The organism is Serratia sp. ASV30 (assembly GCF_016428815.1).
Classification (GTDB): domain Bacteria; phylum Pseudomonadota; class Gammaproteobacteria; order Enterobacterales; family Enterobacteriaceae; genus Chania; species Chania fonticola_C.
In genome coordinates, this window is record NZ_JAELTL010000021.1 from 21,197 (window position 1) to 35,339 (window position 14,143).

General features: G+C 55.8%; 9 protein-coding genes. 2 read left to right on the plus strand and 7 right to left on the minus strand.

From position 1 onward, the window contains the following. Positions 1 to 161: 161 nt before the first annotated feature. Both arcB and JHD74_RS11650 read right to left on the minus strand, forming a co-directional pair. Positions 162 to 2,501 (minus strand): aerobic respiration two-component sensor histidine kinase ArcB, encoded by a 2,340-nt coding sequence (gene arcB / locus JHD74_RS11645; RefSeq protein WP_065684735.1) that lies wholly within the window; start codon positions 2,499 to 2,501, stop codon positions 162 to 164. 114 nt (positions 2,502 to 2,615) lie between these two features. Then, a complete protein-coding gene (locus tag JHD74_RS11650) occupies positions 2,616 to 3,542 on the minus strand; it encodes a TIGR01212 family radical SAM protein (protein WP_199062753.1) in 927 nt (308 codons plus the stop codon). A 695-nt stretch (positions 3,543 to 4,237) separates the two neighbouring features. On the opposite strand from JHD74_RS11650, the gene gltB reads away from it, so the two are divergent. Both gltB and JHD74_RS11660 read left to right on the plus strand, forming a co-directional pair. Further along, on the plus strand, positions 4,238 to 8,698 hold the full coding sequence (gltB, locus tag JHD74_RS11655; protein WP_024530632.1) for a glutamate synthase large subunit: 4,461 nt from the start codon (positions 4,238 to 4,240) through the stop codon (positions 8,696 to 8,698). Between the two features lie 11 nt (positions 8,699 to 8,709). After that, positions 8,710 to 10,128 (plus strand): glutamate synthase small subunit, encoded by a 1,419-nt coding sequence (locus JHD74_RS11660; protein ID WP_199062754.1) that lies wholly within the window; start codon positions 8,710 to 8,712, stop codon positions 10,126 to 10,128. 135 nt (positions 10,129 to 10,263) lie between these two features. Here JHD74_RS11660 and sspB read toward each other — a convergent pair whose 3' ends face one another. From sspB to zapE, 5 genes are all read right to left on the minus strand, one after another. Beyond that, positions 10,264 to 10,767 (minus strand): ClpXP protease specificity-enhancing factor, encoded by a 504-nt coding sequence (sspB, locus tag JHD74_RS11665; protein WP_074031535.1) that lies wholly within the window; start codon positions 10,765 to 10,767, stop codon positions 10,264 to 10,266. Between the two features lie 5 nt (positions 10,768 to 10,772). Then, positions 10,773 to 11,414, minus strand: coding sequence for a stringent starvation protein SspA (gene sspA, locus JHD74_RS11670; protein ID WP_024483694.1), 642 nt, complete (start codon positions 11,412 to 11,414; stop codon positions 10,773 to 10,775). A 387-nt stretch (positions 11,415 to 11,801) separates the two neighbouring features. After that, positions 11,802 to 12,194, minus strand: coding sequence for a 30S ribosomal protein S9 (gene rpsI / locus JHD74_RS11675; RefSeq protein WP_024530629.1), 393 nt, complete (start codon positions 12,192 to 12,194; stop codon positions 11,802 to 11,804). Between the two features lie 15 nt (positions 12,195 to 12,209). Beyond that, on the minus strand, positions 12,210 to 12,638 hold the full coding sequence (gene rplM, locus JHD74_RS11680; protein WP_021180678.1) for a 50S ribosomal protein L13: 429 nt from the start codon (positions 12,636 to 12,638) through the stop codon (positions 12,210 to 12,212). Positions 12,639 to 12,933: 295 nt separating this feature from the next. Beyond that, a complete protein-coding gene (gene zapE, locus JHD74_RS11685; RefSeq protein WP_199062755.1) occupies positions 12,934 to 14,058 on the minus strand; it encodes a cell division protein ZapE in 1,125 nt (374 codons plus the stop codon). Between the last annotated feature and the right edge of the window lie 85 nt (positions 14,059 to 14,143).

The window sequence follows — 14,143 nt, forward strand, 5'->3', positions numbered from 1 at the left end:
TGATTCTTCTAACAAGAGCGCTTACATTTGCTATGTTGTTCGCTGTATGATGTATACGAATTTTGTACCACCTGCTCTACCAGAACGCTAAAAACCAATACGCAGGTTAATGATTTCCCTGGTGTTGGCGCAATATTCGCGCACCCCGGCCTCGGCTGGGGTCATTTTTTTTCAGCGTTCTCTACCCAAGCTCGCAGCACCGCCACATCATTGCGCCATTCTTGCTTCAGCTCATCGACCCACTCCTGCACGTTGTCTTGCCAGGCTGGTAACGTTGGCGTCTGGATCTGCTGGGCCAGCTGTTGCAGATGTTTTAGTCCGACGGAGCCAGCGGCACCCTTGATTTTGTGCCCTTCTTCGGTGATCCCTTTCTCATCCTTCGCGGTCATGTTGGAATCCAGCACCGCCAGATACCCCGGCATCACCTGTTCAAACATTGCCAGACTCTGATGGATCAGCTGCGGCCCCACCAGATCCATGTACTGCTCCAGCATTGCGGTATCCAATAACGATTCATTAATCTGCATCGACTTTTGCTCCGTTTTCTTTGTGGTATGTTGGGGTTGATGATCCCAGTAATGTTTGATCATCTTGGTCAAGGCCGGTACCGACAACGGCTTACTCAGTACATCGTCCATGCCCGCTTCAAGATACTCTTTCTTGTCTTTCAGTACATTAGCTGTCAACGCAATCAACGGCGGCAGTGAGCGCCCCGCATAACGCTCGCGCAGCTCACGGGCGATATCCAGCCCGCTCATGTCCGGCAATTGGATATCCAACAGGGCCAGGTCGAATTCGTCCGGGTCGAACATGGCTAACGCATCGCGGCCGTTCATCGCTACCGCAACGCTGTTGCCCAGCTTCTCCAACACCGAACGGGCCACGATCACGTTCAGTTCGATATCTTCCACCAGCAGGATATGCAACGCCGGTAGCGGCATTTCTTCCACCGTCTGGACCTCATTGACCACTTCCTCCACCGCAGGCGCCTTGATGGTCAAGGTGAAGCAAGAACCGTGCCCTTGCACGCTGTTTACCGTGATATCTCCGCCCATACTCTGCGCCAGCCGTTTGGAGACCGCCAGACCGATGCCGGTGCCGGTCGCCGGACGCCCGCCGTTCTGGTCTTTGACCTGATAATACATGGCGAAAATCTTGTCTTGCTCATCCTGCGGGATCCCCATGCCTGAGTCTTCAACCTCAAACACGATCTGTTCCTGCTCTTCGCGCCTGACGCGCACCACGATCTGACCTTGCTGGGTGAATTTCACCGCGTTGCCGATCAGGTTCCACAGGATCTGCCGCAGGCGCGTGCCGTCCGTAATGATTTTCTCCGGTAGCGGTAACTCGGGCTCCATCACGAACTGCAGCCCTTTCGGCTGCACCAGCAGGCCAGAGAGGTTCTCCAGATCCGCCAGGAAGCCAGTAAAGTCGACCGGCTGATTGTCCAACTGGACCTTACGCCGCTCGAGTTTATCCATCTCAATGATGTCGTTGAAAATATTACCCAGGGTGATAGCGCTGACGTGGATGGTTTTCAAATACTTCAATTGTTCATCGTTCAGTTCGGTATCGAGCAGAATACGGCTCAGGCCGACGATGCCATTAAGCGGCGTACGCAGCTCGTGGCTGATCGTTGAGATAAAGGTAGTCTTCTCCCTGCTGGCATTCTCCAGCGCGTCCTGGTAGCGCTTACGCTCGGTTATATCGCGGCCAAAGCCCATCAGCCCGTGACGTTTGCCCACGCGGTCGTAAAACGGCACCTTGCGCAGTTCGAAACAGGCCTTGCGACCGTCTGGGTACACCAGCCATTGTTCATAGGTCAGGGAGACGTTGTGGCGGAAGACTTTCTCATCGGTTTCGATGACTTTTTCGGCGATCTCTTTGCTGTAGACATCAAAGGGGGTCAGGCCAATCAGCTGTTTTTCACTCTTGCCGGTCAGCAACTCCATCGCCCGGTTGCAGCCGGAAAACTCTTTTTCTTCGTTGCGGTAGTAAACCAGATCGGGGGAGGCATCAAGGAAAGAGCGTAGCAATGCCGATTGTTGGCCCAATTCTACCTGTGCCTGTTCGCGCTGCTCCATCTCTTCGGTCAGCTTATCCATCACCTGTTGGCGATCTTGTTCCGCCTTGATACGGTCGGCAATTTCCTGATTGAGCTGGCTGATGTTCTCTTGCATCTGCTGGTTCAGCGCGAGATCGCGATTGCGCATCTCCTCAAGCTTATCCACCAGCCGAGCCAGGCGCTGACGCGACTCCTCCAGTTGCTCCACCACCACCGAAAGGAAGTAAACCGCCCACGGCGTGATCAGCAGGCCGAAGAAAATGGAGCGCACCACGTCGATGCTTTCCACTTCACCACGCAGCAGCATGGTGACCGCCATCTGCACCACCATCGCCAGTATCACCAGCGCTGAAGCCAGCAACAGTGAAAAGCGCACCAGCCCCAGTTTTACCATCAAATCAACGTAGTACTGGGCTAACACCCGGATTTGCTTCATGAGCCATTCCCAACAGACATAATCTCTCAAATCATACCGTAAAATGCGGTTAAGATAAGAAACCTTACTGTGAACTGTGGGAATGGTTGCAATTCGCAACCTGAGAACGGGGTTTTAAGGCAGGTATTGCCGGTCTGCGGCCAAAGCCGAACCCTGGCCACCATGCCGCTGAAGATAGCCGCCGACGGCCTGCATGCCGTTCCAACGGTTTTCGCACCATAATGGTGCCAACAGGGTGGGCCGACGGGCGCTGGCCGAGATGCGGTGGTAGATAATCTCCTTCGGCGTATGGCGGATCATTTCCCCGGCGCTGAATGCGTAATCCTCCAGCGACAGCTCAGGCAAACGCCCCGCCTGCCAGGCTCGTGCCATGGTGCTACCGGTGACGATATGCAGCGGGTGCAGCTTGATGCCGTCTACCCCGCTCTCAGCCACCGCTTGCAGCGTGGCCAAATGGTGTTGATGAGTCTCTCCAGGCAGGCCAACGATCAGGTGGCTGCATACCTTCAGGCCGCGTTCCCGCGCCAGGCGGCTGGTCTGCTGGTAACAGGAGAAATTGTGGCCACGGTTGATACGCTTTAGCGTTTTATCGTGCGCCGTTTGCAGCCCCAGCTCCAGCCACACCTCGAAGCCCTGCTCACGGTAGCCTGCCAGCAGATCGAGCGCCGCCTCTGGCACGCAGTCTGGCCGGGTGCCGACACAGATACCCACCATCTCAGCCTGCGTCAGCGCCTGTCGGTACATGTTGGCTAACAGTTCGACTTCGGCATAGGTGCTGGTATAGGCCTGGAAATAGGCCAGATAGCGCTTGGCCCGGTTAACTTTCTGCGCCTGAATGGCCAGTTGCTCCGCAATGCTTTGCTGCTGCATCTGCTCATCGGCAAAAGAGGCCACGTTGCAGAAAGTACAGCCGCCGCGCCCCAGCGTGCCGTCGCGGTTTGGGCAGCTAAACCCACCGTGCAGCGTGAGTTTGTGGATCTTCTCCCCATAACGGCGCTGAAGATCGCTACCAAACATATTGACTAATTGCGGCAACTGCATAATCTTGGTGTCTCTCTGTGTTTGAAGGCCGTTATGCTATTAAGAAACGGCTTTTCCCGCGATGACAGGGATCAACGCTTTTCCCCAAAGGCCGCCGTAGGCATAACTATTCATTATTAGTGCAAATAAAATCATTTTTATCTCGATGAAAGTTTCTAATCCTCAGTGCGCTATTAACAGCTTTATGACAAAGCGATGAAAAATAGTTATAAACAACAATAAATGTAAATTTACCAGAATAAAATTCTGGCATTGCCGCCAGCACTAGCATGGTGCAGAGATTCAGGCATTGCACTATAGTGAGACAGCTCACATTTTTGCGGCACTTCCCCTGCCTTTCCATCGCACCAAAAAGGTCTGAAAAAACTTATTTTTCATCATCATAAACCTCATGCAAGCCATCAAAATCCCTGTTAAGCCCATATTTGACCTGCGTATTCTTTCTCGCTAAGTTGGAGGTCCGCTGGAAGCTTTCTGGACGGGCAAACGTCTCGTCATAATTATGCAGTAATTTAAGACTCCCTCTTAAAACAAGTCATTTACCACTTGTGAGAACCGTCACGAGAGGCCATTGATGGAGGGCGGAAAAGCAGATTGGCGATATTAACCTTGCTGATTGGACTTCTGCCTGAAATTGAGCAGGCCCTTCGCAGTGGGTTGTAAGAGTCACACAGAGCCTGGGGAGGTTCACTGATATGCTGTACGATAAATCCCATGAGAGGGACAACTGTGGTTTCGGCCTGATCGCCCACATAGAAGGCGAACCTAGCCACAAAGTGGTGAGGACCGCTATTCACGCACTGGCCCGTATGCAACACCGTGGTGCAATTCTTGCTGACGGCAAGACTGGCGACGGTTGCGGCCTGTTATTGCAAAAGCCCGATCGCTTTTTCCGCATGGTGGCGGAAGAGCGCGGCTGGCGTTTAGCCAAGAACTACGCCGTTGGCATGATGTTCCTCAGCCAGAACGAAGAGGAAGCCCGTGCCAGCCGCCGCATTGTTGAAGAAGAGCTGCAGAACGAAACGCTGTCGATCGTCGGCTGGCGCGAAGTTCCTACCAACCCGGACGTTCTGGGTGAAATCGCCCTCTCTTCCCTGCCGCGTATTGAACAGATTTTCGTGAACGCCCCTGCGGGCTGGCGTCCACGTGATATGGAGCGCCGCCTGTTTGTGGCCCGCCGCCGTATCGAGAAGCGCGTCCAGGACGACAGCTTCTATGTGTGCAGTTTCTCCAACCTGGTGACGATCTACAAAGGTCTGTGCATGCCAGCCGATCTGCCACGCTTCTATCTGGATCTGGCCGATCTGCGGCTGGAATCCGCCATCTGCCTGTTCCACCAGCGCTTCTCAACCAATACCGTGCCGCGCTGGCCTTTGGCACAGCCGTTCCGCTATCTGGCGCACAACGGTGAGATCAACACCATCACCGGTAACCGCCAGTGGGCACGTGCTCGTACCTACAAGTTCCAGACCCCGCTGATCCCTGATTTGCAAGCCGCTGCGCCTTTCGTTAACGAAACCGGCTCCGACTCCAGTTCGCTGGATAACATGCTGGAACTGTTGCTGGCAGGCGGTATGGATCTGATCCGTGCCATGCGTTTGCTGGTGCCACCGGCCTGGCAGAACAACCCGGATATGGACACCGATCTGCGCGCCTTCTTTGACTTCAACTCGATGCACATGGAGCCGTGGGACGGCCCGGCAGGCATCGTGATGTCCGATGGCCGCTACGCCGCCTGTAACCTGGACCGTAACGGTCTGCGTCCAGCGCGCTACGTCATCACCAAAGACAAACTGATCACCTGCGCCTCGGAAGTCGGCATCTGGGATTACCAGCCGGATGAAGTCATCGAAAAAGGCCGCGTCGGGCCAGGCGAGCTGATGGTGATCGACACCCGCAGCGGCAAGATCCTGCACTCCGCCGAAACCGACAACGATCTGAAAAGCCGCCACCCGTATAAAGAGTGGATGGAGAAGAACGTCAAACGTCTGGTGCCGTTCGAAGACCTGCCGGAAGATCAGGTGGGCAGCCGCGAGCTGGATGACGCCACACTGGAAACCTACCAAAAGCAGTTCGGCTACAGCAGCGAAGAGCTGGACCAGGTGATCCGCGTACTGGGCGAGATCGGCCAGGAAGCTACCGGTTCGATGGGGGATGACACCCCGTTCGCCGTGCTTTCCAGCCGTCCGCGCATCATTTATGACTATTTCCGCCAGCAGTTCGCTCAGGTCACCAACCCGCCGATCGATCCGCTGCGTGAAGCCCACGTGATGTCTCTGGCTACCAGCATCGGCCGGGAGATGAACGTATTCTGCGAAGCCGAAGGCCAGGCCCACCGCCTGAGCTTCAAATCGCCAATCCTGCTGTATTCAGACTTCAAGCAGCTCACTACGCTGGAAGGCGAATATTATCGTGCCGACACTCTCGATCTGACCTTCGATCCAGCGGAGCAGGATCTGGAGCAGACCATCCATGCCCTGTGCGACGAAGCGGAACGTAAAGTCCGTGACGGCGCAGTGTTGCTGGTACTGTCCGACCGTGCCATCAGCAACCAGCGTCTGCCAGTACCCGCGCCAATGGCGGTGGGGGCGATCCAGACCCGTCTGGTGGACAAGAACCTGCGCTGCGATGCCAACATCATCGTTGAAACCGCCAGCGCCCGCGACCCGCACCACTTCGCCGTGTTGCTGGGCTTCGGTGCTACCGCTGTCTACCCGTATCTGGCCTATGAAACGCTGGCCAAGCTGGTCGATAGCCAGGCGATCGACAAGAAATACCGCGACGTGATGCTCAACTACCGCAACGGCATCAATAAAGGGCTGTACAAGATCATGTCCAAAATGGGCATCTCGACTATCGCCTCTTACCGCTGTTCCAAACTGTTTGAAGCCGTCGGCCTGCACCGTGACCTGTCCGATCTCTGTTTCCAGGGTGTGGTCAGCCGCATCGGCGGTGCCAGCTTCAGCGACTTCCAGCAAGATCTGCAAAACCTGTCCAAACGCGCCTGGCTGAAACGCAAGCCACTGGATCAAGGTGGCCTGCTGAAGTTCGTCCACAACGGCGAATACCATGCGTATAACCCAGACGTGGTGAACTCGCTGCAAAAAGCGGTGCACAGCGGTGAATACAGCGATTACCAGGCTTATGCCAAGCTGGTGAACGAGCGCCCGATTGCCACACTGCGCGATCTGCTGGCGATCACCCCGAAAGGCGCACCAATCCCGGTCGATCAGGTTGAACCGGCCGAATCGCTGTTCAAACGTTTCGATACCGCCGCCATGTCCATCGGGGCACTCAGCCCGGAAGCCCATGAGTCGCTGGCGATTGCCATGAACAGCCTGGGCGGTTTCTCCAACTCCGGTGAAGGCGGTGAAGATCCGGCGCGCTACGGCACCAACAAGGTTTCCCGTATCAAGCAGGTAGCCTCTGGCCGCTTCGGTGTGACACCAGCCTATCTGGTGAACGCCGACGTGATCCAGATAAAGGTCGCCCAAGGTGCCAAGCCGGGTGAAGGTGGTCAGTTGCCTGGTGATAAGGTCACGCCGTATATCGCCAAACTGCGTTATTCGGTGCCGGGTGTTACCCTGATCTCGCCTCCGCCACATCACGATATCTATTCGATTGAAGATTTGGCACAGCTGATTTTCGATCTGAAACAGGTGAACCCGAAGGCAATGATTTCGGTGAAGCTGGTTTCCGAGCCGGGCGTGGGCACCATTGCCACCGGCGTAGCGAAAGCCTATGCCGATCTGATCACCATTGCCGGTTACGACGGTGGTACCGGCGCAAGCCCGCTGTCATCGGTTAAGTACGCTGGCTGTCCGTGGGAGCTTGGTCTGGTGGAAACCCAGCAGGCGCTGGTAGCCAACGGCCTGCGCCACAAAATCCGCCTACAGGTGGATGGTGGCCTGAAAACCGGCGTCGACATTGTTAAGGCTGCCATTCTGGGTGCAGAGAGCTTTGGCTTCGGCACCGGCCCGATGGTCGCACTGGGCTGTAAATACCTGCGTATCTGCCACTTGAACAACTGCGCGACCGGCGTGGCAACTCAAGATGAAAAACTGCGCCGCGATCACTATCACGGCCTGCCAGAACGCGTGACCAACTACTTCCAGTTCATCGCTCGGGAAACCCGCGAGATCATGGCTACGCTGGGCGTCAGCCAACTGGTCGATCTGATTGGCCGCACCGAGTTCCTGACCGAGCTCGACGGGATCTCCGCCAAGCAGAACAAGCTGGATCTGTCGCCGTTGCTGAAAACCGCCACGCCACACGCGGGCAAAGCCCTGCACTGCACCGAAAGCAGCAACCCGCCGTTCGATCAGGGCGTGCTGAACAAGGAGCTGATGGCACAGGCGCAACCGCATATCGAGGCCAAGCACAGCAAGACCTTCTATTTCGATATCCGTAACACCGATCGTTCCGTCGGCGCGACCTTGTCAGGGGCTATTGCCACGCTGCATGGCGACCAAGGGATGGCTGCCGATCCGATCAAGGCGCATTTCTCCGGTACCGCAGGCCAGAGCTTCGGCGTGTGGAATGCCGGCGGCGTTGAGCTGACCCTGACCGGCGATGCCAACGACTACGTCGGTAAAGGCATGGCCGGTGGCCGTATCGCCGTGCGTCCTCCGGTGGGCTCTGCCTTCCGCAGCCACGAGGCCAGCATCATCGGCAACACCTGCCTGTACGGCGCAACCGGCGGCAAGCTGTTCGCCGCAGGCCGTGCCGGTGAGCGTTTCGCCGTGCGTAACTCCGGGGCAATTACCGTAGTTGAAGGCATTGGTGATAACGGCTGTGAATACATGACCGGTGGCATCGTCTGCGTATTGGGCAAGACCGGCATCAACTTTGGTGCAGGCATGACCGGCGGCTTCGCCTATGTACTGGACGAAGACGGCGAGTTCCGCAAACGCGTCAACCCGGAACTGGTGGAAGTGCTGGACGTTGATCAACTGGCGATCCATGAAGAGCACCTGCGCGGTTTGATCACCGAACACGTGCAGTTGACCGGTTCATCGCGGGCAGAAGAGATCTTGGCTAACTGGCCGGTATGGGCGCCGAAGTTTGCGCTGGTCAAACCGAAGTCCAGTGATGTCAAAGCATTGTTGGGTCACCGTAGTCGTTCCGCAGCCGAGCTGCGGGTTCAGGCGCAGTAAGGGGTCATTGAATGAGTCAGAACGTTTATCAATTTATCGACCTGCAGCGCGTTGATCCGCCAAAGAAACCGCTGAAGATCCGCAAAATTGAGTTTGTAGAAATCTACGAACCCTTTTCGGAAACCCAGGCGAAATCACAGGCCGACCGTTGCCTGTCCTGCGGCAACCCCTATTGCGAATGGAAATGCCCGGTTCACAACTATATTCCGAACTGGCTGAAGCTGGCGAATGAAGGCCGCATCATGGAGGCGGCGGATCTGGCACACCAGACCAACAGCCTGCCGGAAGTCTGTGGCCGCGTTTGCCCGCAAGATCGCCTGTGCGAAGGTTCCTGTACCCTGAACGATGAGTTTGGCGCGGTGACCATCGGCAATATCGAGCGTTACATCAGCGATAAAGCCATCGAGATGGGCTGGAAGCCGGATATGTCCCACGTGCACCCAACCGGTAAGCGGGTGGCCGTTATTGGCGCTGGCCCGGCGGGCCTGGCCTGTGCCGACGTGTTGACCCGTAACGGCGTCAAAGCGGTGGTTTACGATCGTCACCCGGAGATCGGCGGTTTGCTGACCTTCGGTATCCCGGCCTTTAAGCTGGAAAAAGAGGTGATGGTAAAACGCCGCAGCATCTTCAGCGAGATGGGTATCGAGTTCCAGCTCAATACCGAAGTCGGTAAAGACATCACCATGGATGCACTATTGAGCGAATACGATGCGGTGTTCCTCGGCGTAGGTACCTACCAATCGATGCGTGGTGGATTGGAGAACGAAGACGCACCAGGCGTGTACGATGCGCTGCCGTTCCTGATCGCCAATACCAAGCAGTTGATGGGCTACCAGCCAGAACAGCACGAGCCGTATGTCAGCATGGAAGGCAAGCGTGTGGTGGTGCTGGGTGGTGGTGACACCGCCATGGACTGCGTGCGTACCTCTGTTCGTCAAGGCGCGACTCAGGTCATCTGTGCCTATCGCCGGGATGAAGCGAATATGCCGGGTTCCAAACGCGAAGTGAAGAATGCGCGTGAGGAAGGGGTCGAGTTCCAGTTCAACCTGCAGCCGCTGAGCATTGAGCTTAACAGCGCGGGGCGCGTCGCTGGCGTCAAGATGGTGCGTACTCAGTTGGGTGCCCCGGATGCCAATGGCCGCCAGGTTGCCGAACAGGTGCCAGGCTCTGAGCACGTGATCGACGCCGATGCGGTGGTGATGGCCTTTGGCTTCCGCCCGCACCAGATGGACTGGTTGGCTGCGCACGACGTGCAGTTGGACAAGCAGGGCCGCATCGTGGCACCGGAATCGGTCGATAATGCTTTCCAGACCAGCAACCCGAAGATCTTCGCCGGTGGCGATGCGGTTCGCGGTTCCGATCTGGTGGTTACCGCGATTGCCGAAGGGCGCAAAGCTGCCGAAGGCATCATGTGTTATCTGGAAGTGTGATTTACACTTCTACGTTCTCCCAAAGGGTCGGCACGCCGGCCCTTTGCTTTTACCTTCCGGATACCCAACTTGCCGGTCTACAGGCAATAAAAAAGGCACAACCTGAGTTGCACCTTTTTCCCTGCCTGCCGTAGCTTACTTCACGACACGCAACGCCGGACGGCCACCACCGCGTGGCGGCTGAGGCGGTTCATCATCAGGGCCGTTATCGTCTTCAACGCTATCCTGACGATCGCTATCAACCACTGACATCAGACTACCCGCAGGGTTAGACACCTCTTCCAGCCCTTCGAAAGCCCCTTCATCTTCATACTTGGCTTCCGGTTCAAACAGGGTACCGGCCCCGTTCTCCCGTGCATAAATCGCCAGCACGGCCGCCATTGGCACCAGCACCTGACGAGGAACGCCACCAAAGCGTGCGTTGAAGGTCACTTCGTCATCGCCCAGTTGCAGGTTGCCTACGGCACGCGGAGCAATGTTCAGCACAATCTGACCATCGCGTGCAAACTCCATCGGAACCTGCACGTCTGGGCGCATTACGTCCACGACCAGATGCGGAGTCAGTTGGTTATCCAACAGCCAGTCATAGAATGCCCGCAAAAGATAAGGACGGCGCGGGGTCATCTGAGACATATCCATGATGCTTAGCCCCGAGTCTGCAGGCGCATTTCGCGCTCGGCTTCGGTCAGAGAGGCCAGGAATGCATCACGCTCGAAGACGCGGGTCATGTAGCCTTTCAGCTCTTTGGAGCCGGCACCGCTCAGTTCGATACCCAGTTGCGGCAAACGCCACAGCAGCGGGGCCAGGTAGCAGTCTACCAGGCTGAACTCTTCGCTCATGAAATACGGGGTCTGGCCGAAGATTGGCGCAATCGCCAGCAGCTCTTCGCGCAGTTGACGGCGTGCTGATTCAGCTTCCTGGCCGTTGCTCTGCTCGATTTTGTACATCAGCGTGTACCAGTTTCTCTCGATACGCAGCATCATCAGACGGCTTTCACCACGTGCCACCGGATACACCGGCATCAACGGCGGGTGAGGGAAACGCTCATCAAGGTATTCCATGATGATACGGGATTCATACAGCGTCAGCTCGCGATCGACCAGCGTCGGTACCGTTTGGTATGGGTTGAGGTCGATCAGATCCTGCGGCAGATTATCGGGTTCTACCTGCTCGATCTCGACGCTGACGCCTTTTTCCGCCAGTACGATACGTACTTGATGGCTAAAGATGTCGGTCGGGCCAGAGAACAGCGTCATTACCGAACGTTTGTTGGCAGCGACAGCCATGAAAACCTCCAAGTTATCTAGAAAATACGGCGAATAGCCAAATACCCATCACTCCACGAGCCATTGCGTTGTTGCCGCCTGGCTGCGACGTGAAATTGATTGGGTATCTCAGGCTGCTATCCTGAATAATCGTGACCGCAAGCCCGCAGCTCACAGATAAACCTTAGGTCTGGAAAACGGCCTCGGAGGTAGACTGACAGCACTGCACGGCGAACAGGCGCAAAAGTGGATGATAGTTTACCAGATTTTGACTGTTTTGTGGTGGTTATGCGTTGATTTATCACATAACAAACTGATTTAAATGAAGTTTAATCTAATTGCAGGCATAAAAAAACCCGCCGGAGAGGCGGGTTTTTCGCGTAAATCGTCCTGCCGAAGCAGAAGAAATTAACGCTTGGAGAACTGCGGACGGCGACGTGCTTTACGCAGACCGACTTTCTTACGCTCAACTTTACGCGCGTCACGAGTGACGAAGCCAGCTTTACGCAATTCACCACGCAGAGTCTCGTCGTACTCCATCAGTGCACGGGTGATACCGTGACGGATAGCGCCAGCTTGACCAGAAATACCACCACCTTTAACGGTGATGTACAGATCCAGTTTACCAACCATGTCGACCAGTTCCAGCGGTTGACGAACTACCATGCGGGCAGTTTCGCGACCGAAGTACTGTTCCAGGCTGCGCTGGTTAATAACGATGTTACCACTGCCCGGCTTGATAAAAACGCGAGCGGCGGAGCTTTTGCGGCGACCAGTGCCGTAGTATTGATTTTCAGCCATTGCCTATAATCCCGATTAGATGTCAAGAACTTGCGGTTGCTGTGCCGCGTGAGTGTGCTCGGTGCCCGCGTAAACTTTCAGTTTACGGAACATTGCACGACCCAACGGACCCTTTGGCAGCATGCCTTTAACCGCGATTTCAATCACGCGCTCAGGACGGCGGGCAATCATCTCTTCAAAGGTCGCTTGCTTGATACCACCGATGTGGCCGGTGTGGTGGTAATACACCTTGTCTGTACGCTTGTTGCCGGTTACAGCAACTTTTTCTGCGTTCAGAACGATGATGTAGTCACCGGTATCAACGTGCGGGGTGTATTCCGCTTTATGCTTGCCGCGCAGACGACGAGCCAGTTCAGTAGCGAGACGGCCTAAAGTTTTACCGTCTGCATCAACAACATACCAGTCACGTTTTACGGTTTCTGGTTTAGCTGTAAAAGTTTTCATTAGAAAGCTTACCCAATAATTTAGTTACACGTAGGTGTTCACCCAACGCTCGAAAACAGTTGAGGCTCACACGACCATCAAGTCCAGCAAACCTACCCCTTCGAATAGCCATTGCCGGCACTATACAAAGTTTTGGGAAAAAAACTTTGTTGTAACGTGGGGTCGCAAGATTATAGAGAAGTCGCTCACAAAGGTCGACCTGTTTTTAGCGGGAAAACGGATTTAGCACGGGGGACCGATTTGGCAGCGATAATCGGGGACGAAACTGGACCTGGAAGCCAGGCCCGAACGTCGTTTACGGCAGATGAGGCAGCTTCAGATACTCCTCGCTCTGCATCTCTTGCAGGCGGGACAGGCAACGCTGAAACTCGAACTTCAGCTGTTCACCCTGGTAGATCTCGAACATCGAAGCTTCGGCGGCGATCACCAGTTTGACGTGGCGCTCGTAGAATTCGTCCACCAACGCCAGGAAGCGGCGGGCGGTGTTTTCCTTCAGTGGCCCCATAATGCGCACATTATACAGCATCACGCTGTGATAGAGGCGAGACAACGCGATGTAATCCAGTTGGCTACGCGGCTCTTCGCAAAGAGTATGAAAATCGATCGCCAATACCCCTTCCACCGCACGCAAGGTGGGCATTGGCCGGTGATTGATTTGCAGCACTGGAGCCTCTTCCCCGACGTGACCCGCCAGCTTGAGGAAGATATGATCCATCGTGTTCTGCGTTTGCTGATTGAGCGGAGTCAGATACAGATGGGCCTGCGTCAGGGTACGTAACCGGTAATCAATGCCCGCATCTACGTTCATCACGTCGCAATACTCGTTGATCAAATCGATCGCCGGTAGGAAGCGTGCGCGTTGCAGCCCGTTGCGATACAGGTTGTCCGGAATAATGTTAGAGGTAGCCACCAACGTAATACCGCGAGCGAACAGCGCCTGCAACAGCGTTGCCAGCAGCATGGCGTCGGTAATGTCGGAGACAAAGAACTCGTCAAAACACAGTACGTCCGTTTGCGCCTTGAAGCCGTCCGCGACGATCTCCAGCGGGTTTTCCTGCCCTTGCAGCTCCGTCAGCTCTTCGTGCACCCGCAGCATAAAGCGGTGAAAGTGCAGCCGCAGTTTGCGATCGCCGGGCAGGCTGTGGAAAAACAGGTCCATCAGCCAGGTTTTACCCCGGCCAACGCCGCCCCACATATACAGCCCCTGTACCGGCCGCTGCGCGGTGGTTTCCTCACTCTTACCTAACCAACGGCTAAGCAGGTTACGGCGCTTGCCAGCGTTAGCGGGAGCCTGTAGCTGCTGCAACGCCTGATAGATCTGATCCAACTGCGTGACGGCCTGGCGCTGAACCGCATCGGCCTGATATTCCCCCGCATCCAGCGCCTGCTGGTAGCGTGATAACGGTGACTGTGCCTGCATGTATTCGCAATCCCTAACAACGCTGAGAATTTATTTATCCAATTTTCGCGGCGGATGGCGGCCGCTTCCCACCCTGATCGCCACA